The organism is Streptomyces sp. PL-25 (assembly GCF_058344915.1).
In genome coordinates, this window is sequence record NZ_CP136997.1 from 5,286,799 (window position 1) to 5,313,052 (window position 26,254).

A 26,254-nucleotide genomic window follows, 5' to 3' on the forward strand; every position below is an offset into this window, starting at 1 on the left:
GTGCGGACCGGGTGGCTCCGGTGAGCCCGCCCGTCTCCGCGGTCACCGCTCCCGACACGGCGCGCCGCGTCCCGCCCCCGCCGCCCGTCCGGCCCGCCGGACCGCCGCCGGCACCGGGCGGCCGGCTCCGGCTCGCGTCCCAGCTGACCCTCGCACTGGTGTGCGCCGGATACGCCGTCGGCTCCGCCTGCGACTGGGGCTCCCGCCAGGCCGCGCTGATCATGGGCGACTTCGGGCTGTCCGCGGCGGCCGGCACCGCCGCCGTCTCGTGCGCCCTGTTCGCCCGGGGCCAGCGCGTCCGCTTCCGCTCCGCCTGGCTGCTGTTCGCCCTCTCCTCGGCGATGGCCTCCCTGGGCAACGGCATCTGGGGGTGGTACGAGGTCGTCCTCGCCGAGCCGGTGCCCAGCCCCAGCTACGCGGACCTGTTCTTCCTGTGCTTCGCACCGCCCGCGATCGTCGGGCTGCTGGTGCTCGCCAAGCGCCCGGTGACCAGGGCCGGCTGGGTCTGCCTGGTGCTGGACGCCTGGCTGATCGGCGGCTCGCTGCTCACCCTCTCCTGGAGCCTCGCGCTCGCCCAGGCGGCCAGATTCGACGGCCCGAGCGTCGCGCACACCGCGCTCTCCCTGGCCTATCCGCTGCTGGACATCGTCCTGGTCAGCATGGTGCTGGCGCTGCACTTCCGGCGCTCACCGCTCAACCGCACCGCGGTGAACACCGCGATCGGCGGCCTTGCCCTGACCGTGCTGAGCGACGCCCTGTTCACCTCGCCGCTGATGCACCACAGCTACCGCTCCGGGCAGTTGCTCGACGCGGGCTGGTTCGCGGGCTCACTGCTGCTGGCGTACGCCCCCTGGGTGGGCCCGCACACCGCGGACCACCGCACCGCGGACCGCCCTGGCACCGGCCTCGGCGCCACCGCCCGGCCCACCGCGGACCACCGCACCACCGACCACGAGACGGCCGCACCGCACGCCCACGAGACCACCGTCCCGCGCGCGTACGAGATTGCCGTGCCGGGCCCGTCCTCACCCGGACCGGCCGGCCGGGGCGGCACGGCGTACCCGTCGGCCGGCCACGCGCGCGTGGCCGACGGACAGCTGCCCGAGGCCGACGGGCACGCCCCCGCGGGCGACGCCCCCGAGACCGAGGGGCACACGCGCACGGCGTCCGAGCGGGTGCCCGGCCAGCGCCAGGCGCCCCCGCGCCCGGCCGTCCGGCCGCCCGTCCCGGAGACCGCCACCGAGCGGTATCCGGCCACCCGGCCCATCGCCGGCTCCCTCGCGGCCCTGACGCCCTACCTCGCCGCCGCCGTGTGCACGCTGGGCGTGCTGTACAACGTGCTGAACGGCCACAGCGTCGACCGGGTGGTGCTGATCACCGCCGGTGCCGTGGTGCTCGCCCTCGTCGTGCGCCAGGGCATCATGCTGCTCGACAACATCGCCCTCACCCAGGAGCTGGCCCAGAAGGAGAACCACTTCCGCTCCCTGGTGCAGGGCTCCAGCGACGTCATCATGATCGCCGCGCCCAACGGCATCCTCAGATACGTCTCCCCGGCCGCCGCCGGGGTGTACGGCCGCCCCGCCGAGGAACTGGTCGGCACCGAGCTCGCCGGTCTCATCCACCCGGAGGACCTCGGCTGCGTGGTCCACGAGGTGCGCCGCTTCCTCGCCGCCAGCCCGCACGAGGAGCCCACCACCCGCATCGAGTGCCGGTTCCGCTCCGGCGGGGGCGCCTCCCGCTCCGGCGAGGACGGGAGCGGGGGAGGCTGGCTCAACGTCGAGTCGACCATCAACCGTCACCACGGCGGCCTCATCTTCAACAGCCGGGACGTCACCGAGCGGGTGCGCCTCCAGGCGCAGCTCCAGCACAACGCCGAGCACGACCCGCTCACCGACCTGCCGAACCGGGCGCTGTTCACCCGGCGCGTGCAGCAGGCGCTGTCCGGCCGCCGCTCCACCGACCGGGGCACCGCCGTGCTCTTCATCGACCTCGACGGCTTCAAGGCCGTCAACGACACCATCGGGCACCAGGCCGGGGACGCGCTGCTCGTCCAGGCCGCCCGCAGACTCCACGACGCGGTCCGCCACGGGGACACCGCCTCCCGGCTCGGCGGCGACGAGTTCGCCGCGCTCATCGTCGGCGACGGCACCCGCGACCGCACCGCCCGCGAGGGGCACATCCTGGAACTGGCCGACCGCCTGCGCGTCACCCTCTCGCAGCCCTACCTCATCGACGGCAACGATGTCCGCGTGGCCGCCTCCATCGGCGTCGCCTTCGCCGAGCCGGGCCTCGGCGCGGGCGAGCTGCTGCGCAACGCCGACCTCGCCATGTACCGCGCCAAGGCGGCCGGAAAGGGCCGTGTCGAGCTGTACAGGCCGCAGATGCAGCAGGACGTCGTCCGCAAGGCGGAACTGGCCACCCGGCTCAGGTCCGCGCTGCACGACGGCGAGTTCACGCTGCTGCACCAGCCGGTGGTGTGCCTGGCCACCGGCCGGATCACCTCGGTGGCCGCCCAGGCGCGCTGGCGCTCCTCCCAGGGGGTGCTGTTCACGCCCGCCGAGTTCCTGCGGGTCTCCGAGGACAGCGACCGGACGGCCGAGCTGGGCCGCTGGATGCTGGAGGAGGCCGTGGAGCAGGCCGCCGAGCGCGCCAGGACCGGCCTGAACGTGTCGGTGGTGGTCCGCGTCGGAGCGCGCCGCCTGGTGGACCGCTCCATGCCGCCGGGCACCGTCGAGGCCCTGCTGAGCCGGTACGGGCTGCCCTCCGGGTCGCTCGTGGTCGAGCTGGCCGACACCGACCCGCGGGTGTCGCCGGACGAGCTGGAGCGCCGTCTGTCCGCCCTCAGCCGGATCGGCGTACGCATCGCCCTGGACGGCTTCGGCAGCGGTCACGGCGCCCTCATGGCCCTGCGCCGCCTCCCCGTCGACGTGCTCAAGCTCGACCGCTCCCTGGTCGAGGGGGTCGTCGAGTCGGCCCGGCTGCACAAGATCACCGGCGGGCTGCTGCGGATGGCGGGCGACCTGGGTCTCCAGTCGGTGGCCGACGGAGTGGACCTGCCCGAGCAGGCGGCCGCGCTGCGCGCGATGGGCTGCACCCACGGCCAGGGCATGGCGTTCTCCGGCCCGCTGGACGAGTACCGGCTGCGCCGGGCGCTCGCTTCCGGCCACTACCCGGTGCACCACGGAGCGGTCGAACCGGCCTTCGCGGGCGCCGGCGGGGCGGGCATCCGCGCCGGTCAGCTGCCGGTCGTCTTCGGCGGCGGGGCGAGCCTTCGCCCACATGATGAGACTCCCGTCCCACCCACTTGACAGTGGATGCGTGCCGGGGGGAGGGTCATTTCCATGCGCACCCGAATTCTCGTACTTGGACAGCGCGTCGGCTGAGCTGGGACCCAGCGGATGACTCCGCGGACCCCAGCGACCCTCACCGGCGCGCTCCCCTCGCTTGCCTCACGGCACGAGGGGTTTTTTGTTGCACGGACACCTGCCGCACCGCGGTCCCAGACCGTGCGAACCTGGCGAAAGCCGACACCCGAACCCTCGCAGAACCTCAGCATCGAGAAGAGAATGCCGATGACCGAGCAGGCCACCGGGGCCCACCATCCGCAGCCGCGGCCCCGATCCGGAGGACACCAGTCCGCGCCCGAGCACGTCACGGGTGCGAAGTCCCTCATCCGCTCTCTCGAGGAGGTCGGGGTCGACACCGTATTCGGCATTCCCGGTGGCACGATCCTTCCCGCGTACGACCCGATGATGGACTCCAGCCGGGTGCGCCACGTGCTGGTGAGGCACGAACAGGGCGCGGGCCACGCGGCCACCGGCTACGCCCAGGCGACCGGCAAGGTCGGAGTCTGCATGGCCACTTCGGGCCCCGGCGCCACCAACCTGGTGACCCCGATCGCCGACGCCAACATGGACTCGGTGCCGCTGGTCGCCATCACCGGCCAGGTCGTCTCCAAGGCGATCGGCACCGACGCCTTCCAGGAGGCGGACATCGTCGGCATCACGATGCCGATCACCAAGCACAGCTTCCTGGTCACCCGGGCGGAGGACATCCCGAGGACGATCGCGGAGGCGTTCCACATCGCCTCCACCGGCCGCCCCGGCCCGGTCCTGGTCGACATCCCCAAGGACATCCTCCAGGCGCAGACCACCTTCTCCTGGCCGCCCGTCACGGACCTGCCCGGCTACCGGCCCGTCACCAAGCCGCACGCCAAGCAGATCCGCGAGGCCGCCAAGCTCATCACCGCCGCCAAGCGGCCGGTCCTCTACGTCGGCGGCGGCGTCCTGAAGGCCGGGGCCACCGCCGAGCTGAAGGTGCTGGCCGAACTGACCGGAGCGCCCGTCACCACCACCCTGATGGCGCTCGGCGCATTCCCCGACAGCCACCCGCTGCACGTGGGGATGCCGGGCATGCACGGTGCGGTCACCGCCGTCACCGCGCTGCAGAAGGCCGACCTGATCGTCGCCCTCGGAGCCCGCTTCGACGACCGCGTCACCGGCAAGCTGGACAGCTTCGCCCCGCACGCCAAGATCGTCCACGCCGACATCGACCCCGCCGAGATCGGCAAGAACCGCGAGGCCGACGTGCCGATCGTCGGCGACGCCCGCGAGGTCATCGCCGACCTGGTCCAGGCCGTCCAGAAGGAGCACGCCGAGGGCCACCGCGGCGACTACACCGCCTGGTGGAACGACCTCAGCCGCTGGCGCGAGACCTACCCGCTCGGCTACGACCAGCCCGCGGACGGCTCGCTGTCCCCGCAGGCGGTCATCGAGCGGATCGGGCAGCTCGCCCCCGAGGGCACCATCTTCGCGGCGGGCGTCGGCCAGCACCAGATGTGGGCCGCGCACTTCGTCCAGTACGAGCAGCCCGCCACCTGGCTGAACTCCGGCGGCGCCGGGACCATGGGCTACGCCGTCCCGGCCGCCATGGGCGCCAAGGCGGGCAGGCCCGAGCGGACCGTCTGGGCGATCGACGGCGACGGCTGCTTCCAGATGACCAACCAGGAGCTGACCACCTGCGCCCTGAACAACATCCCGATCAAGGTCGCCGTCATCAACAACGGCGCCCTCGGGATGGTCCGCCAGTGGCAGACCCTCTTCTACAACCAGCGCTACTCCAACACGGTCCTGCACTCGGGCCCGGACGACGTCAACCCGGACGCCCGCGGCACCCGCGTCCCCGACTTCGTGAAGCTGTCGGAGGCCATGGGCTGCTACGCGATCCGCTGCGAGCGCCCCGAGGACCTGGACAAGGTCATCGAGGAGGCCAACGCGGTCAACGACCGCCCGGTCGTCGTCGACTTCATCGTCCACGAGGACGCGATGGTCTGGCCGATGGTCGCCGCCGGCACCTCCAACGACGAGATCATGGCCGCCCGGGACGTCCGCCCCGACTTCGGCGACAGCGACGACGACTGAGAGCCGTCCGGGACTTCAGGAAGGTACGCCCGTCATGTCCACCAAGCACACGCTCTCGGTCCTGGTCGAGAACACCCCCGGTATCCTCGCCCGGATCGCCGCCCTGTTCTCCCGCCGCGGCTTCAACATCGACTCGCTCGCGGTCGGCGTCACCGAGCACCCCGACATCTCCCGCATCACCATCGTGGTCGGTGTGGAGGACCTGCCGCTGGAGCAGGTGACCAAGCAGCTCAACAAGCTCGTCAACGTGCTGAAGATCGTCGAACTGGAACCCGGTTCGGCCGTGCAGCGCGAACTCGTCCTGGTGAAGGTGCGCGCCGACAACGAGACGCGCTCCCAGATCACCGAGATCGTCCAGCTCTTCCGCGCCAAGACGGTCGACGTCTCCCCGGAGGCCGTGACCATCGAGGCCACCGGATCCAGCGACAAGCTGACCGCCATGCTCAAGATGCTGGAGCAGTACGGCATCAAGGAGCTGGTGCAGTCCGGCACCATCGCGATCGGCCGCGGCGCCCGTTCGATCACGGACCGGTCGCTGCGCGCCCTCGACCGATCGGCGTAACGACACACGGCGACGCGTACGGGCGCGCGGGCGACACCGCCGCCCGTATGCCGAGACCCGCAAACTTCCCGCCCCCTCACCGGCATACGGTGGGACGCACAACCCGCACACCAAGGAGAGAACCCAGTGGCCGAGCTGTTCTACGACGCCGACGCCGACCTGTCCATCATCCAGGGCCGCAAGGTCGCGGTCATCGGTTACGGCAGCCAGGGTCACGCCCATGCCCTGTCGCTGCGCGACTCGGGTGTCGACGTGCGGGTGGGTCTGCACGAGGGGTCCAAGTCGAAGGCGAAGGCCGAGGAGCAGGGCCTGCGCGTGGTGAGCCCGTCCGAGGCCGCGGCCGAGGCCGACGTCATCATGATCCTGGTGCCGGACCCGATCCAGGCCCAGGTCTACGAGGAGCACATCGCGCCGAACCTGAAGGACGGCGACGCGCTGTTCTTCGGGCACGGCCTGAACATCCGCTACGGCTTCATCAAGCCCCCGGCCGGTGTCGACGTCTGCATGGTCGCCCCCAAGGGCCCCGGCCACCTGGTGCGCCGCCAGTACGAGGAGGGCCGCGGCGTCCCGTGCATCGTGGCCGTCGAGCAGGACGCCTCCGGCAACGCCTTCGCGCTGGCCCTGTCCTACGCCAAGGGCATCGGCGGCACCCGCGCCGGCGTCATCAAGACCACCTTCACCGAGGAGACCGAGACCGACCTCTTCGGCGAGCAGGCCGTGCTGTGCGGCGGCACCGCCGCGCTGGTCAAGGCCGGTTTCGAGACGCTGGTCGAGGCGGGCTACCAGCCGGAGATCGCCTACTTCGAGTGCCTGCACGAGCTGAAGCTGATCGTCGACCTCATGTACGAGGGCGGCCTGGAGAAGATGCGCTGGTCGATCTCCGAGACCGCCGAGTGGGGCGACTACGTCACCGGCCCGCGCATCATCACCGACGCCACCAAGGCCGAGATGAAGAAGGTCCTCGCCGAGATCCAGGACGGCACCTTCGCCAAGAACTGGATGGACGAGTACCACGGCGGCCTCAAGCGGTACAACGAGTACAAGAAGCAGGACTCCGAGCACCTGCTGGAGACCACCGGCAAGGAGCTGCGCAAGCTCATGAGCTGGGTCGACGAGGAGGCGTAAGCCTCAGGGCCGAGGGGTCGGAGCCGGTGCTCCGGCCCCTTCGCCGCACCCGGGGCGGCGCCGTCTCCCACGGCGGACCGGCGGCGTTGTCCACCCCGTCCAGCCACGGACGGGTGATCCTTCCGCAGCGGCGTAATACGACGCACGCGACGCCACTACACTGCTGCACAACAACGCGTCAGGCCCACAGCGTCGTGCGTCTTCCACGCGGCTAGCATCCCGCCCACTCCACCGCCTGCGGCCGTCGGGACGGCCGTCCGCACGCATTGGATTTGTGAGGACTCACGTGAGCTCGAAACCTGTCGTACTCATCGCTGAAGAGCTGTCGCCCGCGACCGTCGACGCACTCGGTCCGGACTTCGAGATCCGGCACTGCAACGGCGCCGACCGGGCCGAACTGCTCCCCGCCATCGCCGACGTCGACGCGATCCTGATCCGCTCGGCCACCAAGGTCGACGCCGAGGCCGTCGCCGCCGCCCGCAAGCTCAAGGTCGTCGCCCGCGCCGGTGTCGGCCTGGACAACGTGGACGTCTCCGCCGCCACCAAGGCCGGCGTGATGGTCGTCAACGCCCCGACCTCCAACATCGTGACCGCCGCCGAACTGGCCTGCGGCCTGCTCCTCGCCACCGCCCGCAACATCCCGCAGGCCAACGCCGCGCTGAAGAACAGCGAGTGGAAGCGCAGCAAGTACACCGGCGTCGAGCTGGCCGAGAAGACCCTCGGCGTCGTCGGCCTCGGCCGCATCGGCGCCCTGGTCGCCCAGCGCATGTCCGCCTTCGGCATGAAGGTCGTCGCCTACGACCCGTACGTGCAGCCCGCGCGGGCCGCGCAGATGGGCGTCAAGGTGCTGACGCTGGACGAGCTGCTGGAGGTCTCCGACTTCATCACCGTCCACCTGCCCAAGACCCCCGAGACGCTCGGCCTGATCGGCGAGGACGCGCTGCACAAGGTCAAACCGACCGTGCGCATCGTCAACGCCGCGCGCGGCGGCATCGTCGACGAGGAGGCGCTGTACTCGGCGCTGAAGGAGGGCCGGGTCGCCGGCGCGGGCCTGGACGTGTACGCCAAGGAGCCGTGCACCGACTCCCCGCTCTTCGAGTTCGACCAGGTCGTCTGCACCCCGCACCTGGGCGCCTCCACGGACGAGGCGCAGGAGAAGGCGGGCATCGCCGTCGCCAGGTCGGTGCGCCTCGCCCTCGCCGGTGAGCTGGTGCCGGACGCGGTCAACGTGCAGGGCGGCGTCATCGCCGAGGACGTCAAGCCGGGCCTCCCGCTCGCCGAGCGCCTGGGCCGCATCTTCACGGCGCTCGCCGGTGAGGTCGCCGTCCGCCTCGACGTCGAGGTCTACGGCGAGATCACCCAGCACGACGTGAAGGTCCTGGAGCTGTCCGCGCTCAAGGGCGTCTTCGAGGACGTCGTCGACGAGACGGTCTCCTACGTCAACGCGCCGCTGTTCGCGCAGGAGCGCGGTGTCGAGGTCCGCCTGACCACGAGCAGCGAGTCCGCCGACCACCGCAACGTGGTCACGGTGCGCGGCACCCTCGCCGACGGCGAGGAGGTGTCGGTCTCCGGCACCCTGGCCGGACCCAAGCACGTGCAGAAGATCGTCGCCGTCGGCGAGTACGACGTCGACCTCGCGCTCGCCGACCACATGGTCGTCCTGCGCTACGAGGACCGTCCCGGTGTCGTCGGCACGGTGGGCCGGGTCATCGGCGAGGCGGGCATCAACATCGCCGGTATGCAGGTGGCCCGCGCGGGCGTGGGCGGCGAGGCGCTGGCCGTGCTGACCGTGGACGACACGGTTCCGGCCGGGGTGCTCGCGGAGGTCTCGGCGGAGATCGGGGCCACCTCGGCCCGTTCCGTGAACCTGGTCTGACGCGCCGGAGGCCGGGGCGGCCCGGCCGGGCGACGGCGAGACTCACGAGAGGCACCGGAAGGCGCCGGGTGAGCTGGAGTTCCCAGCTCACCCGGCGCCTTTCGCGTGCCGCCCGGCGCTCAGGCGAGCACCTTCTCGGGCTGCGCCTGCTCGGTCTCCTCGACCGCCTCGGCCCGGACGCTCACCCGGCGCAGGGTCGCCGTGGCCGCGATCCCGGCCAGGACCAGCAGGGCCGCTCCGGCGAGGGCCGCGCCCTGCATCCCGTGGGTGAAGGCTTCGCGGGCCGCGGTGACCAGGGCCTCTCCGGTCCGGCCGGGGAGCTGTCCGGCGACGGCGAGCGCGCCGCCCAGGGTCTCGTGGGCCGGGGCGGGGGCACCGGCCGGGATGTCGTGGCGGTAGATCGCCGTGCCGATGGAGCCGAGCGTCGCCATGCCCAGCGCCCCGCCGAACTCCGAGCCGGTCTCCAGCAGCGAGGAGGCGGCGCCCGCCTGCTCCGCCGGGGCCGCGCCCAGCGCCAGGTCGGTCATCTGGGAGATCACCATCACGATGCCGGAGGACAGGACCGCGCAGGCCGCCAGGACCAGCCAGAGGGAGTCCGTACCGGCCACGGCCAGCATCCCGTAGCCCGCGGCGCCGATGGCGAAGCCGGTGGTGACGACGTAGGCCCGGTTGACGCCCTTCTGCACCAGCTGGGTGGCGACCGGGGCCGCCATGCCGATCGGCAGCGAGGGCAGCAGCGCCCACAGGGCGGCCTCCATCGCGCTCTTGCCGAGCACCGACTGGAGGTACTGCGTGGTGAAGAAGGCCGAGCCCATCATGGCGAACGAGGAGATCAGGTTGAGGACGACGGCGGGGGCGAAGCCCCGGCCGCGGAAGAGGGCGGGCGAGACCATCGGGGAGGCGGCGGTGCGCTGGCGGTGCACGAACAGGGCCGCGAAGAACAGGCCGGTGGCGATCGAGGCGACGTAGAGCGGGTGGACGCCCTCGGAGGGGATCTCCTTGAGGCCGTAGACCACGGGGAGCACGGCGGCCATCGACAGCGGCACGCTGATCAGGTCGAACCGGCCGGGGGCGGGGTTCTTCGACTCGGGGAGCAGGATCGGGCCGAGCACCAGCAGCAGCGCCATCGCGGGCAGGTTGACCAGGAAGACCGAGCCCCACCAGAAGTACTGCACCAGGATGCCGCTGAGCACCGAGCCGAGCGCGATGCCGGCCGTCATCACACCGGACCAGATGCCGATCGCCTTGGCGCGCTGACCGGGGTCGGTGAACATCGTGCGCACCAGCGCCATGGTCGAGGGCATCAGGGTGGCGCCGCCGATGCCGAGCACCGCGCGGGCCGCGATCAGGGTCTCCGCGCTGTTCGCGTAGGCGGCGACCAGGGAGGCGGTGCCGAAGGCGGCGGCGCCGATCAGCAGCAGTCGGCGGCGGCCGATGCGGTCGCCGAGCGAGCCCATCGTCATCAGCAGCCCGGCCAGGACGAACGCGTAGATGTCGAAGATCCACAGCTGCTGGGTGCCGGTGGGCTCCAGGTCCGCGCTGATCGCCGGGATGGCGAAGTAGAGGACCGAGACATCCATCGAGACCAGCAGCAGCGGCAGCATCAGCACGCCGAGGGCGGTCCATTCGCGGCGGCCGGCGAGACCGGCCCGGGTCGTCGTGCTCGTCGAGTTCGTCATGGCCACGAATGTACACACGTCTTAAACGCTTGTCTAGTACGAGCGTATAGGTCGCCCGTATAGGTCATCCGTATAGGACGGATGTATGGATCCACGGGTAGGCTGGAGGGCATGGGACATCGTGAGGATCTGCTCGACGGCGCGAAGCGCTGCCTGCTGGAGAAGGGGTTCGTGCGGACGACCGCGCGCGACATCGTCAAGGAGTCCGGGACCAACCTGGCCTCCATCGGCTACCACTACGGCTCGAAGGACGCGCTGCTGGTGAGGGCCTATGTCTCCCTCGTCGAGGAGATGAGCGGCAGCGGCGGCCCCGCCTGGTCGGCGGCGGCCGGGAGCGGCTCGGCCCCCGGGTCGCTGGAGCGGTTCCAGGAGGTCTGGGAGCAGATCATCCGCTCGGTGCCGGCCTCCCGCCCCACCTGGCTGCTCAGCCTGGAGCTGATCCTCCAGGGCGACCGGCTGCCCGAGGTGCGCAAGCTGCTCGCGCAGGCCCAGGAGGAGGGCCGCTCCGGCATCCTGCCCCTGTTCACCGACGTCCCCGAGGCCGACCTCGACAAGGAGGCCGTCGACACCGAGGGCCGCCTCTACCAGACCCTCCTCCAGGGCCTCATGGTGCAGTGGCTCTTCGACCCGGACACCGCCACCCGCGCCGACCAGCTCACCGAGGGCCTGCGCCGGGTGCTGGCGGGCGCCGCGCAGAGCGCCCAGCGGTAGCCCGCGCCGTGCTGAGCGCCGGGCGCGGCTACAGCCGCGCCGCCTTCAGTGCCATGTGCAGCAGCAGCCGGTCCTCGCCGTCGTCCAGGTCGAGCCCGGTGAGCTGCTCCACCCGGGACAGCCGGTAGTAGAGGGTCTGGCGGTGCACGCCCAGCTCGGCGGCGGTCCGCCCGGCCTGCCCGGCGCAGTCCAGATAGACCTCCGCCGTGCGGGCCAGCTCCTGGTGGGCCCGGGAGAGGAGCGGCGCCACCGCCGCGTCGTGCGCGGCCTCGCCGGTCAGCGAGGTCAGCAGCCGGTAGGGGCCGATGCGCGCCCACTGCGCCACCGGACCGAGCCGGGGCTCCGCGAGCGCTGCGCGGGCCGCCGCCACCGCCTGCGCCCACGCCGTGCCCAGCTCGGCGAGGCCGGTGCGCCCGGCGGCGATCCCGGCCGCCGCGCCCGCCGCACCGCCCGCCGTGCCCCCCGCCCCGCCGCCGGGCGCCTGCTCCAGCAGCCGGGTCGCCGCCGACACCGCCGGGGTCGGGGAGTCCGCCGAGCGCAGCCGCACCAGCAGCGCCAGACACTGGTCCGCCGCCCCCCACGGCACGGTGCACAGGGCCGTCGCGCCCGGCAGGGTGCGCACCGAGGGCGCGTCGTCCGGGTCGGCCGAGGGCCAGGGCGCCACGCACACCATCGAGTGCGGCCCCTCCGCGCGCGGCCCCAGCGCCGTCCGCAGCTCGGCCACCGCCATGTCCCGGGGCCAGCCCCGCTCGGCGGTCAGCACCGCCCGCAGCTCGCGGGTGAGGTCGGCGCCGTGCTGCGCCTCGTCGGCGAGCAGCGCCCCGATGCGGCCCGTCACCCGCATGGCCGCGGTGAGCTGCGGTTCCGCCGGGCCCGGGTCGTCCACCAGCAGCCAGACATAGCCGAGGACGACTCCCCGGTGGCGTACCGGCAGGCAGATCCGCCCCCGGTAGACGCCCGCCTCCGGGGTGGGCGGGATGCGGACCGGGCCGGTGGCGCGGGTGATGCCGAAGCCCTCGAACCAGCGGCGCACCGCGGCCGTGGAGCGGCGGGTGAGGATCGAGCGGGTGCGCACCGGGTCGAGCGCGGCGGGGTCGAGGTCGCCCTCGCTGTCGTAGGTGCCGAAGGCGATCAGCTCGAAGTTCCGGTTCTCCAGGGTGGCCGGAGCGCCCAGCAGCTCCGAGATCTCGTCGATCAGCTCCTGGTAGTCGCCCTTGTAATCCGCCGTCACCCGGGCATTCTCCCGCATTTCCGCGGACCCTTCATACATATGTCTGAGATCGGGTCCGCGGATGCGTGACAGCTGTCGATGGCCGACGATCACACGGATCCCTAACTTTCACAGTGGTTCTCCGTGCCGTTCCCGATCGGTCGGGTCGCGGCCTTGTGCTCACTGTTGTGGAGGTGCCCTGTGCTGGGTCCCGTGATTCTCGCCGCGTCGCGCAGCGACCGGATACGCCGTCTCGTCTCGGCGGCTCCGGTGACCAAGCAGGTCGTGGACCGCTTCATCCCCGGCGAGACCGTGGACGACATCGTCCCCATCGTCGCGGACCTCACCGGCAAGGGCCTCGACCTGACCATGGACGTGGTCGGCGAGGACATCACCACCCCCGAGCAGTCGACCATCGCCCGGGACGCCTACCTGGCGCTCGTCGACCACATCAAGGACCTGGACCTGGGCCCGCGCGTCGAGATGTCCGTCAAGCTGACGATGTTCGGGCAGACCCTCCCCGGCGGCCACGAGCTGGCCCTCGCCAACGTCCGCCCGGTCGTCGAGGCCGCCGCCGCGATCGGCACCACGGTCACCCTGGACGCCGAGGACCACACCACCCTCGACTCGATGTTCGCCATCCACGAGGAGCTGCGGAAGGACTTCCCGCAGACCGGCTGTGTCATCCAGGCCTACCTCTTCCGCACCGAGGCCGACGCGCGCCGCCTCGCCGCGAGCGGTTCTCGCGTACGGTTGGTGAAGGGCGCCTACAAGGAGCCCGCCGAGGTCGCCTACCAGGACAAGCACGAGATCGACAAGGCGTACGTGCGGATCCTGCGCACTCTGATGGACGGCGACGGGTACCCGATGGTCGGGTCCCACGACCCCCGTCTCATCTCCATCGCGCAGGAGCTGGCCCGCACGGCCGGCCGCAAGCTCGACGAGTACGAGTTTCAGATGCTGTACGGCATCCGCAGCGACGAGCACCTGCGCCTGGCCGCCGAGGGCCACCGTATGCGCGTCTACACCGCCTACGGCACGGACTGGTACGGCTACTTCATGCGCCGTCTGGCGGAGAAGCCGGCCAACCTGCGCTTCTTCGCGCGGAGCATGCTCAGCCGAGGCTGACCGGCAACGGCTGTGCCGCACCCCCCTGCCGGGGGTCCGGGGGTCGCCCCCCGGGAAGGCACAGCATGCGCCGTCTGGCGGAGAAGCCGGCCGACCTGCGCTTCTTCGTCCGCTCGATGGTCAGCAAGGGCTGAGCGAGCCCACCGCGCCCGCCGTACAGCTCGAAACACCGCTCAAGTCAAGGAGTTACGGAACACATGGACGCTGTGACCCAGGTCCCCACCCCCGTCAACGAGCCGGTGCACGGCTACGCCCCCGGTTCGCCCGAGCGGGCCCGGCTGGAGGCCAAGCTCAAGGAGCTGGCCGACAACCCGGTCGACCTGCCCTGCACCATCGGCGGCGAGAAGCGGATGGGTGGCGGCGAGCGCTTCGACGTCGTGCAGCCGCACAACCACAAGGCGCGCCTGGGCACGTACGCCAACGCCACCCGGCAGGACGCCCAGGACGCCGTGGACGCGGCGCTCGCGGCGGCCCCCGCCTGGCGCGCGATGTCCTTCGACGACCGCGCGGCGATCATCCTGCGCGCCGCCGAGCTGCTGGCCGGCCCCTGGCGCGAGACCATCGCCGCCTCCACCATGCTCGGCCAGTCCAAGACCGCGCAGCAGGCGGAGATCGACAGCCCCTGCGAGCTGGTCGACTTCTGGCGCTTCAACGTGCACTACGCCCGCCAGATCCTGGCCGAGCAGCCCCCGGCCAACTCGCCGGGCGTGTGGAACCGCCTGGACCACCGCCCGCTGGAGGGCTTCGTCTACGCGATCACGCCGTTCAACTTCTCGGCGATCGCCGCCAACCTGCCCACCGCGCCCGCCCTCATGGGCAACGTGGTGATCTGGAAGCCGTCCCCGACCCAGACGCACGCCGCCGTGCTGCTCATGCAGCTCCTGGAGGAGGCGGGCCTGCCCAAGGGCGTCATCAACCTCCTCACCGGTGACGGCCTGGAGGTCTCCGAGGTGGCCCTGAACCACCGCGACCTGGCCGGCATCCACTTCACCGGCTCCACCAAGACCTTCCAGCACCTGTGGAAGACGGTCGGCAACAACATCGAGAAGTACCGCTCCTACCCGCGTCTGGTCGGCGAGACCGGCGGCAAGGACTTCGTGGTGGCCCACCCGTCGGCCGACCGCGCGGTGCTGAAGACCGCCCTGACCCGCGGTGCCTTCGAGTACCAGGGCCAGAAGTGTTCGGCCACCTCCCGGGCGTACATCCCGGCCTCCATCTGGAACTCCGGCTTCAAGGAGGAGTTCGCGGCCGAGGTCGACTACCTGACCATGGGCGACGTCACCGACCTGTCGAACTTCATCGGCGCGGTCATCGACGAGCGGTCCTTCGCCAAGAACAAGGCCGCCATCGACCGGGCCAAGGAGGACCCGTCCTGCACGATCGTCGCGGGCGGCTCCTACGACGACTCGGTGGGCTACTTCGTGCGCCCGACCGTCATCGAGTGCTCCGACCCGGAGAACGAGGTCTTCACGACCGAGTACTTCGGCCCGATCCTCGCCGTGCACGTCTACGAGGACGACCGGTACGACGAGATGCTGACCCAGATGGAGTCCGTCTCCGACTACGCCCTCACCGGCTCGGTCATCGCGGGCGACCGCGCCGCCGCCGCGTACACGATGGACAAGCTGCGCTACGCGGCCGGCAACTTCTACATCAACGACAAGTCGACCGGCGCCGTGGTCGGCCAGCAGCCCTTCGGCGGCGGCCGCTCCTCCGGCACCAACGACAAGGCCGGCGCCCCGCAGAACCTGATGCGCTGGACCCTGACCCGCGCCATCAAGGAGGCGCTGATCGCGCCGACCGACTACACCTACCCGCACATGGGCTGACACCCGCACCGCGGGTGACACCCCGCACGCGCCGACGGGCCGGTACCGGAAAAAGGACCGGCCCGTCCGGGTGTCCGCACGGCACACTGGCCGCATGACCTCGACGAGGACGCACGGCGCGCACGGCGCAGACGGTACGCACGGCGGGACGCCACCGGCGCCCGGCGAACAGGTGATCGGACAAGTGATCGCGGACGACGGCGTCCGGCTCTGGGCCTCCCGCACCGGACGGGGCACCGCCCCGCTGGTGCTGTGCCACGGCGGCCCCGGCCTGTGGGACATGTTCGGGGACGTCGCCGCGCTGCTCGCCGACCGGGCCGACGTGGTCCGCTGGGACCAGCGCGGCTGCGGACGCTCGGCGCCCTGCGACGGGCCGTGGACCGGTGAGCGGTTCGTCGCGGACCTGGACGCCGTGCGCGCGCACTTCGGCTTCCCGCGCGTCACCCTGCTCGGCCACTCCTGGGGCGCCCAGCTCGCGCTGGGCTACGCGCTCGCCCACCCGGAGCGGGTGGCCGCCCTGGTGTACGTCTCCGGTACGGGCATCGGCCCGGACACCGGCTGGCACCCGGCCTACCGGGAGAACTTCCGCGCCCGTCTCGCCGAGGACCCCGCGCGCCTGGCCCGCTGGCGGGAGCTGACCGGCCGGGAGCCCCGCTCGGAGGAGGAGCGGCGCGAGGCGGCGGTGCTGCGCTGGTCCGTCGAGTTCCCCGACCGGGAACACGCCCTCGCGCACGCCCGGCGCATGGCGGATCCCTGGTTCGGGGTGGCGGAGAACTGCGCCGCCGCGCTCAACGCGGAGCGCGCCCGCGCCTGGGGCACACCGGAGTTGGCGGCCGCCTGCCGCGGACTCGACGTGCCCGTGGTGATCGTGGACGGCGGCCGTGACATCCGCCCCCGTGCCGCCGTGGACTCCCTGGCGGCGGCGCTGCCCCGGGTGCGGCGCACGGTCCTGCCCGGGGCCGGGCACCTGCCCTGGGTGGAGGAACCCGCGGCCTTCCGCGACGCCGTGGCGGCGGCGCTGTGAGCGCCCCGGAGCGCCGGAGTCCCGGCGCGCGGCCGCGCACCGCCCACACGGCCGCCCTCACCCCGGCCGAGCTGCGCGCGGTCCGCTCCCTGCTGTACGACGCCTTCGACGGCGACTTCGGCGCCGAGGACTGGGACCACTGCCTGGGCGGACTGCACGTCCTGGTGCACGACGCGCGCGGACTCGCCGCGCACGGCTCGGTCGTCATGCGCCGGGTCCGGCTGCGCGGGCGCTGGCTGCGCACGGGATACGTCGAGGCCGTCGCCGTACGCCGCGACGTGCGGCGCACCGGTCTGGGCGGCCTGGTCATGGACGCCGTGGAGGAGACCGTCACCCGCGCCTACGACCTCGGCGCGCTGTCCGCGAGCGACGACGGCGCCCGGCTCTACGCGGCCCGGGGCTGGCGGGCCTGGGCCGGGACGATCAGCGCGCTGGGCCCGGACGGCGCGGTGCGGCTGCCCGAGGAGGAGGGGTCCACCTATGTGTGGCCGGTGCCCGCCGCCGCGTCCGATCCGGACGCCGAACTGCTCTTCGACTGGCGCGACGGCGACGTACTCTGAGCGGCCGTCCCGGATTTCCGCAGGTCAGGGCGGTGGCGTCGGCATACGGGCGATGCCACCGTCTCAGATAGTAGGAAGTCCGAGTAATGATGCAGACAGGCGCGCCCGCCTCATTTAGCGTGGAAGAAGCCGAACGTCTCGCTGGAACCAGCGAATGGCGGTCGTGAGCCGGGCCCCCGCGCAGGTCACCCCTGCGGCCCGGCTCCCCGCCCCTTCCGGCGTCCCGCACCTCTGTGGTGCTCCCTTTTTCGGGACTCCCGTGCTCGTCCGCGTTCTCGCGCGTCCTCGCGGGGTGTCCCGAAGGATTCCCGAAGGAGTCGATCCCCCATGGCCGAGACGACCGTCCGCCGCCGCGTCCGCCACGCCTCCCGTACGAGCGAGTCCGACCGCAAGAACGCCGCCGCCGCCCTCCAGCGCGCCCTCGACCGCCGGGACAACGGCGGCGAGACCGGCCACTGAGCCGTTCCGCCCCGATCCCCCCCCATGTCCACATCCCGGACGCTCTGTGTCAGCTCTCGGGACGAGCGGTAGGGTGCCGACATGTCTCGCAGCATCGATCTCGCAGTGATCCCCGGTGACGGCATCGGCCAGGAAGTGGTGGCCGAGGGGCTCAAGGTCCTCGCCGCCGCGCTCCCGCAGGACGTGAAGCTGGAGACCAAGGAGTACGACTTCGGCGCCCGGCGCTACCACGCCACCGGTGAGACCCTCACCGACGCCGACCTCGACGCCCTCAAGGACCACGACGCGATCCTGCTCGGCGCGATCGGCGACCCGTCGGTGCCCTCGGGCGTCCTGGAGCGCGGCTTCCTGCTCAAGCTCCGCTTCGCCTTCGACCACCACGTCAACCTGCGGCCGAGCAAGCTGCTGCCCGGCGTCGCCACCCCGCTCGCCGGGGACCCGCGGATCGACTTCGTCGTCGTCCGCGAGGGCACCGAGGGCCCCTACACGGGCAACGGCGGCACCATCCGCAAGGGCACCGAGCACGAGGTCGCCACCGAGGTCTCCGTGAACACGGCCTTCGGGGTCGAGCGCGTGGTCCGCGACGCCTTCGCCCGCGCCCAGGCCCGCCCGCGCAAGAAGCTCACCCTGGTCCACAAGAACAACGTGCTGACCTTCGCCGGCCACCTGTGGACGAACATCTTCAACCAGGTGGCCGAGGAGTACCCCGAGGTCACCACCGAGTACATCCACGTCGACGCGGCGACCATCTACCTGGTCACCCAGCCCGAGCGGTTCGACGTCATCGTCACCGACAACCTCTTCGGCGACATCATCACCGACCTCGCCGCGGCCGTCTCCGGCGGCATCGGCGTCGCCGCCTCGGGCAACATCAACCCGAGCGGCGCCTACCCGTCCATGTTCGAGCCGGTGCACGGCTCGGCCCCGGACATCGCGGGCCAGGGCAAGGCCGACCCCACCGCCACGGTGCTCTCCGTCGCCCTGCTGCTCCGCCACCTCGGCCACGAGGCCGAGGCGACCCGGATCGAGGACGCCGTCTCCGCCGACCTCGCGGAGCGCGGCTCGCTGCCCGAGCGCACCACCGCCGAGATCGGCGACGCGCTCGCCGTACGAGTAGCCGGCTGACCTTCCCCCAGAGCCTTGAGGACCTGGGTGGGACCCCCAGCTCCTCGAATCTCTCGAAGCCGCCGGGTCGCACTCCGCGCCCGGCGGCTTCCCCCTGTCCGCCGCCGGGTGCCACCATCGGACCCAGGGCCGCATTCACCCCGTTTTCTCACGCCAGGGCCGCCGCGCGATAATCGAACGCGGAGCCGCGACATGAGGGAATGCTCGGACGTCCTAGCACCGGCCACGTGCCGTGCGGGAGTGAGCGCGGCCCGTCACAACAACTCGGTGAAGGACACCCACTCATGACGACGCCCACGATCGAGCTCAAGCCCTCGGCCCACCCACTCGCCGCCGCGGAGCGCGAGGCGCTCATGGCGAACCCCGGATTCGGCCGCCACTTCACCGACCACATGGTGACGATCAGGTGGACCGAGGGCCGGGGCTGGCACGACGGCCAGCTCGTTCCGTACGCGCCGATCCCCCTCGACCCGGCCACCACGGTGCTGCACTACGCCCAGGAGATCTTCGAGGGGCTGAAGGCGTACCGCCAGCCCGACGGCTCCGTCGCCACCTTCCGCCCGGAGAAGAACGCCCGGCGCTTCCAGGCGTCCGCGCACCGGCTCGCCATGCCCGAGCTGCCCGTGGAGACGTTCATCGAGGCGTGCGACGTCCTGGTCCAGCAGGACAAGGACTGGGTCCCGCCGCACGGCGGCGAGGAGTCCCTGTACCTGCGCCCGTTCATGATCGCCACCGAGGTCGGCCTCGGCGTCAAGCCCGCCAACGAGTACCTGTTCATCGTGATCGCCTCCCCGGCCGGCGCCTACTTCCCCGGCGGCGTGAAGCCCGTCTCCATCTGGGCCTCCGAGGACCGGGTCCGCGCCGTCCCCGGCGGCATGGGCGACGCCAAGACCGGCGGCAACTACGCGGCCTCCCTGCTCGCCCAGGCCGAGGCCGCCGCCCAGGGCTGCGACCAGGTCTGCTACCTCGACGCCGTCGAGCACAAGTGGGTCGAGGAACTGGGCGGCATGAACCTGTACTTCGTCTACGGGAACAAGATCGTCACGCCCGCCCTCAGCGGCTCGATCCTGGAGGGCGTCACCCGCGACTCGCTGCTCGCCGTCGCCCGCGACCTCGGCTACGAGGCCGAGGAGGCCCGGGTCTCCGTCGACCAGTGGCAGCGCGACTCCGAGAACGGCACGCTGACCGAGGTCTTCGCCTGCGGCACGGCGGCCGTGATCACCCCGGTCGGCACGGTCAAGCGGGCGAACGCCCAGTGGCAGCAGTCGGGCGGCGAGCCCGGCGAGGTGAGCATGCGGCTGCGCCGGGCACTGCTGGACATCCAGCGCGGCATCACCGAGGACAAGCACGGCTGGATGCACCGGCTCGGCTAGTCACCCGCCCGCACGCACGCGCCGAGGGCCGCCGCGGACACCACCCGTCCGCGGCGGCCCTCGGCGCGTCCGCGTTTGAGCGCTGTTCAAACAGATCCGCGCGCGAGACGCGTGAGAACGGTCATAGTGGCCGGACATCCTTTTCCTTCCGGTCCTCCGCACTTAGAGTGGCGTTCTAACCGATGGAAGACCAGGAGGTGCCGCCGCGTGCGACTGACCCCCACCGAGCGTGACCGGCTGCTGCTCTTCGGGGCCGCCGAACTGGCCCGCGCCCGCAGGTCCCGCGGCCTCAGGCTCAATGTGCCGGAGGCCACCGCGCTGATCGCCGACACGGTGTGCGAGGCCGCCCGCGACGGCGCCCGGCTGGCCGAGGCGATCGAGCGCGCCCGTACGGTGCTCGGCCCGGACGACGTGCTGCCCGGCGTCGCCGACGTGGTCACCGAGGTCCATGTGGAGGCCGTCTTCGACGACGGCTCACGGCTCGCGATCGTCACCGACCCGCTGGCGGGCGGCAGCCTGGGGGAGGAGGCCCCGGGCGCGCTGCTGCCCGGACCGCAGCACGCCGACCCGGAGCCGGCCGTGCGCCTCACCGTCACCAACACCGCCGCCGTCCCGGTCTCCGTCACCTCCCACTTCCACTTCTTCGAGGCCAACCCGCGCCTGGACTTCGACCGCGCCGCCGCCTACGGCATGCGGCTCGCGGTGCCCGCCGGGTCGTCGGTGCGGTTCGGGCCGGGGGAGAGCGCCGAGGTCGGCCTCGTGCCGATCGGCGGCGCCCGGGTCGCCATCGGCTTCGCCGGACTGGTCGACGGCCCGCTGGACGCCCCCGGCGCCAGGCAGGAGGCCCTGCGCCGGGCCGCCGCCTGCGGCTACCTGGGCGTGTCCGCGACGGAAGCCGCCGGAGCGGCGGTCGCCGGGACGGAAGCCGCCGAGGCACAGGCCGCCGGAGCGGGAGCCCCCGCACCCCCGACCCCCGACGCCCCGGAAGGAGACGCCCGATGAGCCGTTCCAAAGGACGCGAGGTGAGCCGGGCGATCCACGTCGATCCGCACGCCTACGCCGCCACCCACGGACCCCGCGCCGGTGACCGCGTCCGCCTCGGCGACTCCGGTCTGGTGATCCGGGTGGAGTCGGACGCGCAGCGCTACGGCGACGAGTTCCTGGCCGGGTTCGGCAAGACCGCCCGCGACGGACTGCACCTCAAGGCCGCGGCCGTCCGCGAGACCTGCGACGTCGTCATCAGCAACGTCGTCGTGATCGACGCGGTGCAGGGCATCCGCAAGGTGTCCATCGGCATCCGCGAGGGCCGGATCAGCGCCGTGGGCCGGGCCGGGAACCCGGACACGCTCGACGGGGTCGACGTCGTCGTGGGCACCGGCACGACCATCGTGTCCGGCGAGGGACTGATCGCGACCGCCGGAGCGGTGGACACGCATGTGCACCTGCTGTCGCCGCGGATCATGGAGGCGTCCCTCGCCTCCGGCGTGACCACGATCATCGGGCAGGAGTTCGGGCCGGTGTGGGGCGTCGGCGTCAACTCGCCCTGGGCGCTGCGGCACGCCTTCGGCGCCTTCGACGCCTGGCCGGTCAACATCGGCTTCCTGGGCCGGGGTTCGTCCTCGCACGGCGCCCCCCTCGTCGAGGCGCTGGCCGAGGGCGGCGCCTGCGGCTTCAAGGTGCACGAGGACATGGGCGCCCACACCCGCGCTCTGGACACCGCCCTGCGGGTGGCCGAGGAGCACGACGTGCAGGTGGCCCTGCACAGCGACGGGCTGAACGAGTGCCTGTCGGTGGAGGACACCCTGCGCGTCCTGGAGGGGCGCACGATCCACGCCTTCCACATCGAGGGCTGCGGCGGCGGACACGTGCCCAACGTGCTGAAGATGGCGGGCGTGCCCCATGTCATCGGCTCCTCCACCAACCCCACGCTGCCCTTCGGCCGGGACGCGGTCGCCGAGCACTACGGCATGATCGTCTCCGTCCACGACCTGAAGACCGACCTGCCCGGCGACGCCGCCATGGCCCGCGACCGCATCCGCGCGGGCACCATGGGCGCCGAGGACGTGCTGCACGACCTGGGCGCGATCGGCATCACCTCCTCCGACGCGCAGGGCATGGGCCGCGCGGGCGAGACCGTGCGCCGCACCTTCGCGATGGCCGGGAAGATGAAGGCCGAGCTGGGCCCGGCCGAGGGCGACGGTCCCGGCGACGACAACGGCCGCGTGCTGCGCTACATCGCCAAGCTGACCGTCAACCCGGCCATCGCGCACGGCCTCTCCCACGAGGTCGGCTCCCTGGAGGCCGGCAAGCTCGCCGACATCGTGCTGTGGCGCCCGGAGTACTTCGGCGCCAAACCGCAGCTCGTGCTCAAGTCCGGCTTCCCCGCGTACGGCGTCACCGGCGACCCGAACGCGGTCACCGACACCTGCGAACCCCTCGTGCTGGGACCGCAGTTCGGCGCGCACGGCGCCACCCCCGCCGAACTCTCCGTCGCGTTCGTGGCGCGGGCCGCGCTCGACCAGGGCGGCGACACCATGCCCACCCGCAGGCGCCGGGTCGCCGTGCGCGGCACCCGCGGCATCGGCCCGGCCGACCTGCGGCTGAACTCCCGTACCGGAGCGGTCGACGTCGACCAGCGCACCGGTCTGGTCACCCTGGACGGCGACCCGCTGCGCTCGGAGCCCGCCGACTCCGTCTCCCTGAACCGCCTGTACTTCCTCTGAGGAACCGAGAACCCACATGAGCACCCCCGCCGCCGACGGCTTCTCCATGCCCGCCGAATGGGCGCCCCACGAGCGCACCTGGATGGCCTGGCCGGGCGCCAACCCGACCTTCGGCACCCCGGAGGAACTGGCCGCCTCCCGTATCGCCTGGGCGTCGGTCGCCCGCGCGGTGCGCCGTTTCGAGCCGGTCACCGTGGTCTGCGGCCCCGGCCAGTCCGCCGAGGCCCGCGCCCTGCTCGGCGACGGCGTCGACACCGTCGAACGCGACCTCGACGACGCCTGGATGCGCGACATCGGCCCCACCTTCCTCAAGGACCGCGCCGGCCGGCTGGCCGCCGTGGACTGGACGTTCAACGGCTGGGGCGCCCAGGACTGGGCCCGCTGGGAGCACGACGCGAAGATCGGCGCGTACGTGGCCGATCTCGCCGGGGCGCGGACGTACGCCTCACGGCTGGTCAACGAGGGCGGCGCGATCCACGTCGACGGCGAGGGCACCGTCCTGCTCACCGAGACCGTCCAGCTCGGCCCGGAGCGCAACCCGCACTGGTCCCGGGAGCAGGTCGAGGCCGAGATCCACGCGCACCTGGGCACCCGCAAGGCGATCTGGCTGCCGCGCGGCCTGACCGGCGACTACCCGCCGCACGGCTACGGCACCCTCGGCCATGTCGACATCGTCGCCGCCTTCGCCCGCCCCGGCGTCGTCGTCGCCCACCACCAGCCCGACCCGGCCCACCCCGACCACGAGGTCACCAAGGAGGTCATCGGCCTCCTCCGCGCGGCCACCGACGCCCACGGCCGCCCCCTGGAGGTCGTCGAGGTGACCGCCCCCACCGTCCTGGAGGCCGACGGCCACTGGGCCGACTACTCCTACATCAACCACTACCTGTGCAACGACGGCGTCGTCCTGTGCGCCTTCGACGACCCCCGCGACGAGGCCGCCGCCGCCGTCTTCCGCCGCCTCTTCCCCGACCGCACGGTCACCCTGGTGGACGCCCGCACGATCTTCGCGGGCGGCGGCGGCATCCACTGCGTCACGCAGCAGCAGCCGAAGTAGGGCCCGTGACGGCGGTCGGGTAGAACGTACGCGTGGATGTACTGCTCTTCGCCGCTCGCGGCCACCGACCCGCCGAGCCGGTCCGGACCCCGGACACGGCGTCCGGCCGGGTCTCTGTCCGGATGGACCCGGAGCCTGACCGGGTGGATCCGGAGCCCGTCCGGGTGAATCCGGGATCCGTCCGGGTGGATGCGGGGGCGGGGCGGTGACGCGCAGCCGTACGCCCGCGCCGCCGCGCGAGGAGGTGCTCGCCGCCGCCATGGAGATGATCGCCGAGCGCGGTCTGGAGAAGCTCACCATGGCGGCGCTGGGCCGCGAGGTCCAGATGAGCAGTGGCCATCTGCTGTACTACTTCGGCTCCAAGGACGAGCTGCTGCTGCGCACCCTGGAGTGGAGCGAGAGCCGGCTCGGGGCCGAGCGCGGGCGGCTGCTGGCGCGGGACGCCCCGGCCCGGGAGCGGCTGGACGCCTATGTCGCCCTGTATGTGCCCGACGGGCGGCACGACCCGCACTGGACGCTCTGGCTGGAGGTCTGGAACCGCTCGCTGACCGCCGCCGAGGACGCCCGGGACCGGCAGGGCGCCATCGAGGGCGCCTGGCACCGCGACCTGGCGGCCCTGGTCGCCGAGGGCGTCTCGCGCGGCGAGTTCCGCCCGGTGGACGCCGACCGCTTCGCGACCCGGCTGCGCGCCCTGCTCGACGGCTTCTCCCTCCAGGTGGCGATCGGCCTGCGCGGCACCGGCCGGGAGCGGGTGCTCGGGCTGGTGGGGGAGTTCCTGGACGAGTCGCTGACGCCGTAGGAAGCCTTCCCGCCGCTCGCGCGGGGTGCGTCGGCCGGGTCCCGGCGGGGCAGTCACAGCGCATGGGACGAGAGCAGTGGAAGAAGATCTGGATCGGCTCGGCCGGAAACATGGTGGAGTGGTACGACTGGTTCGTCTACGCCAGTTTCGCCACCTACTTCGCCGGGGCGTTCTTCCCGCACGGCAATCCGACCGCGCAGATGATGAACACCGCGGGCATCTTCGCGGTCGGGTTCTTCATGCGGCCGGTCGGCGGCTGGTTACTGGGCCGGGTCGGTGACCGCCAGGGCCGCAAGGCCGCCCTGACCCTGACCGTCACCCTGATGTCGGCCTCGGCGGTCCTGATCGCCGTAGCGCCGACCTACGGTGTCGCCGGGTACGGCGGCGCGCTGGTGCTGCTGCTGGCCCGGCTGCTCCAGGGTCTTTCGGTGGGCGGCGAGTACGCGGCCAGCGCCACCTACCTCACCGAGGCGTCCGACCCGCGCCGCCGCGGCTTCGCCTCCAGCTTCCAGTACGTCTCGATGACCGCGGGCCAGATCGTCGGCCTCGGCCTCCAGATCCTGCTCCAGCGGACCCTGTCCGACGACGCGCTGCACAGCTGGGGCTGGCGGATCCCGTTCGTGGTGGGCGCGCTCGGCGCGGCCGTCATCTTCTACCTGCGGCGCAGCATGCTGGAGACCGAGGTGTACGAGGCCGACGACAGCGGCGGCGCGGAGCGCGGCACGCTGCGCGCGCTGTGGCGGCACCGGCGCGAGGCGCTGCTCGTGATGGCGCTGACCATGGGCGGCACGGTGGCGTACTACACGTACACCACCTACCTCACCAAGTACCTGTCCAACTCCGCGGGCCTGCCCAAGCGGACCGCGACGCTGGTCTCCTTCACCGCGCTGATCGTCTTCGCCTGCCTCCAGCCGCTGGCCGGGCGGCTCTCCGACCGGATCGGGCGCCGCCCGCTGCTGATCACCTTCGCGGTCGGCTCGACCCTGCTGACCGTGCCGATCCTGACCCTGCTCCAGCACGCGGGCAGCTTCTGGCCCGCGCTGGGCCTGTCCCTGCTGGCCCTGGTCGTGGTCACCGGCTACACCTCGATCAACGCCTGTGTGAAGGCCGAGCTGTTCCCCACCGGCGTGCGCGCCCTCGGCGTGGCGCTGCCCTACGCGCTGGCCAACGCCCTGTTCGGCGGCACCGCGGAATACGTCGCGCTGTGGTTCAAGAACGCCGGGATCGAGTCGGGCTTCTTCTGGTACGTGGCGGGCTGCGCGGCGGTCTCCCTGGTGGTATACGTCAGCATGCGCGAGACCCGGGACCTGGACCTGACCCGGGTGAAGAACGCCGAGGTGTCCACGCCCGCGCCCGCATCCTGAGACGGCGGTGAGCGCGGGGGCGGGACTGTGCCAGACTGCCCCCGTGCTCTCGTTCGCCATGATTATTGGCAGCAGGCGCGCCGGTCCGCAGTGACCGCCACGTACGACCAGGTACGGGCGGCCATCGTCGTCCTCGACCCGCGCGCAGACCTCTCGCACCCGCGAGGGGTCTTTCGTTTTCCCGGCCCACCTTCAGCCGGGGAGCACGGCGCGCGAGTATTGGGGGGACGGTG

At 72.3% G+C, this 26,254-nt stretch carries 20 protein-coding genes; 18 read left to right on the plus strand and 2 right to left on the minus strand.

Annotated elements, in window-relative coordinates:
• Positions 1–20 precede the first annotated feature (20 nt).
• From R4Z62_RS23960 to serA, 5 genes are all read left to right on the plus strand, one after another.
• Complete coding sequence (locus tag R4Z62_RS23960) at positions 21–3,308, plus strand: putative bifunctional diguanylate cyclase/phosphodiesterase (protein WP_491520860.1); 3,288 nt, start codon at positions 21–23, stop codon at positions 3,306–3,308.
• Positions 3,309–3,572: 264 nt separating this feature from the next.
• Positions 3,573–5,420, plus strand: coding sequence for an acetolactate synthase large subunit (locus tag R4Z62_RS23965; protein WP_385499410.1), 1,848 nt, complete (start codon positions 3,573–3,575; stop codon positions 5,418–5,420).
• A gap of 34 nt (positions 5,421–5,454) precedes the next feature.
• Positions 5,455–5,982 (plus strand): acetolactate synthase small subunit, encoded by a 528-nt coding sequence (ilvN, locus tag R4Z62_RS23970; RefSeq protein WP_018568644.1) that lies wholly within the window; start codon positions 5,455–5,457, stop codon positions 5,980–5,982.
• Between the two features lie 126 nt (positions 5,983–6,108).
• Complete coding sequence (gene ilvC / locus R4Z62_RS23975; RefSeq protein ID WP_064535401.1) at positions 6,109–7,107, plus strand: ketol-acid reductoisomerase; 999 nt, start codon at positions 6,109–6,111, stop codon at positions 7,105–7,107.
• 286 nt (positions 7,108–7,393) lie between these two features.
• A complete protein-coding gene (serA, locus tag R4Z62_RS23980; RefSeq protein ID WP_018569351.1) occupies positions 7,394–8,983 on the plus strand; it encodes a phosphoglycerate dehydrogenase in 1,590 nt (529 codons plus the stop codon).
• A gap of 119 nt (positions 8,984–9,102) precedes the next feature.
• On the opposite strand, the gene R4Z62_RS23985 is transcribed toward serA, so the two are convergent.
• Positions 9,103–10,662, minus strand: coding sequence for an MFS transporter (locus tag R4Z62_RS23985; RefSeq protein ID WP_064537653.1), 1,560 nt, complete (start codon positions 10,660–10,662; stop codon positions 9,103–9,105).
• A 111-nt stretch (positions 10,663–10,773) separates the two neighbouring features.
• On the opposite strand from R4Z62_RS23985, the gene R4Z62_RS23990 reads away from it, so the two are divergent.
• Complete coding sequence (locus tag R4Z62_RS23990) at positions 10,774–11,373, plus strand: TetR/AcrR family transcriptional regulator (protein WP_064535402.1); 600 nt, start codon at positions 10,774–10,776, stop codon at positions 11,371–11,373.
• Positions 11,374–11,401: 28 nt separating this feature from the next.
• Here the strand turns inward: R4Z62_RS23990 and R4Z62_RS23995 are convergent, their stop codons facing one another.
• On the minus strand, positions 11,402–12,622 hold the full coding sequence (locus R4Z62_RS23995) for a PucR family transcriptional regulator (RefSeq protein WP_079159077.1): 1,221 nt from the start codon (positions 12,620–12,622) through the stop codon (positions 11,402–11,404).
• A 162-nt stretch (positions 12,623–12,784) separates the two neighbouring features.
• On the opposite strand from R4Z62_RS23995, the gene R4Z62_RS24000 reads away from it, so the two are divergent.
• The 12 genes from R4Z62_RS24000 to R4Z62_RS24055 all read left to right on the plus strand — a co-directional run bounded on the left by R4Z62_RS24000 (position 12,785) and on the right by R4Z62_RS24055 (position 26,021).
• Positions 12,785–13,711, plus strand: a complete 927-nt coding sequence (locus R4Z62_RS24000; RefSeq protein WP_064535404.1) for a proline dehydrogenase family protein — start codon at positions 12,785–12,787, stop codon at positions 13,709–13,711.
• Between the two features lie 197 nt (positions 13,712–13,908).
• Positions 13,909–15,540, plus strand: coding sequence for an L-glutamate gamma-semialdehyde dehydrogenase (gene pruA / locus R4Z62_RS24005; RefSeq protein ID WP_064535405.1), 1,632 nt, complete (start codon positions 13,909–13,911; stop codon positions 15,538–15,540).
• Positions 15,541–15,634: 94 nt separating this feature from the next.
• Positions 15,635–16,564 (plus strand): alpha/beta fold hydrolase, encoded by a 930-nt coding sequence (locus tag R4Z62_RS24010; protein WP_237305442.1) that lies wholly within the window; start codon positions 15,635–15,637, stop codon positions 16,562–16,564.
• On the plus strand, positions 16,561–17,124 hold the full coding sequence (locus R4Z62_RS24015) for a GNAT family N-acetyltransferase (RefSeq protein WP_064535407.1): 564 nt from the start codon (positions 16,561–16,563) through the stop codon (positions 17,122–17,124). The genes R4Z62_RS24010 and R4Z62_RS24015 overlap by 4 nt, the downstream gene beginning before the upstream one ends.
• Before the next feature lie 327 nt (positions 17,125–17,451).
• A complete protein-coding gene (locus R4Z62_RS24020) occupies positions 17,452–17,583 on the plus strand; it encodes a hypothetical protein (RefSeq protein WP_018569343.1) in 132 nt (43 codons plus the stop codon).
• Positions 17,584–17,664: 81 nt separating this feature from the next.
• The gene (locus tag R4Z62_RS24025; RefSeq protein ID WP_064535408.1) at positions 17,665–18,708 is read left to right on the plus strand and encodes a 3-isopropylmalate dehydrogenase; all 1,044 of its coding nucleotides are present in this window, start codon (positions 17,665–17,667) and stop codon (positions 18,706–18,708) included.
• 284 nt (positions 18,709–18,992) lie between these two features.
• Positions 18,993–20,081: a branched-chain amino acid aminotransferase gene (locus tag R4Z62_RS24030; RefSeq protein ID WP_064535409.1), complete on the plus strand. Its 1,089-nt coding sequence runs from the start codon at positions 18,993–18,995 to the stop codon at positions 20,079–20,081.
• A gap of 207 nt (positions 20,082–20,288) precedes the next feature.
• Positions 20,289–21,083, plus strand: coding sequence for an urease subunit gamma (ureA, locus tag R4Z62_RS24035; protein WP_064535410.1), 795 nt, complete (start codon positions 20,289–20,291; stop codon positions 21,081–21,083).
• Positions 21,080–22,804, plus strand: coding sequence for an urease subunit alpha (locus tag R4Z62_RS24040; protein ID WP_385499389.1), 1,725 nt, complete (start codon positions 21,080–21,082; stop codon positions 22,802–22,804). Before ureA ends, R4Z62_RS24040 begins: the two co-directional genes overlap by 4 nt.
• Positions 22,805–22,820: 16 nt before the next feature.
• A complete protein-coding gene (locus R4Z62_RS24045; RefSeq protein ID WP_355479528.1) occupies positions 22,821–23,858 on the plus strand; it encodes an agmatine deiminase family protein in 1,038 nt (345 codons plus the stop codon).
• Positions 23,859–24,117: 259 nt separating this feature from the next.
• A complete protein-coding gene (locus R4Z62_RS24050; protein ID WP_078531239.1) occupies positions 24,118–24,657 on the plus strand; it encodes a TetR/AcrR family transcriptional regulator in 540 nt (179 codons plus the stop codon).
• Positions 24,658–24,719: 62 nt separating this feature from the next.
• Complete coding sequence (locus tag R4Z62_RS24055) at positions 24,720–26,021, plus strand: MFS transporter (protein ID WP_064535418.1); 1,302 nt, start codon at positions 24,720–24,722, stop codon at positions 26,019–26,021.
• Positions 26,022–26,254 lie beyond the last annotated feature (233 nt).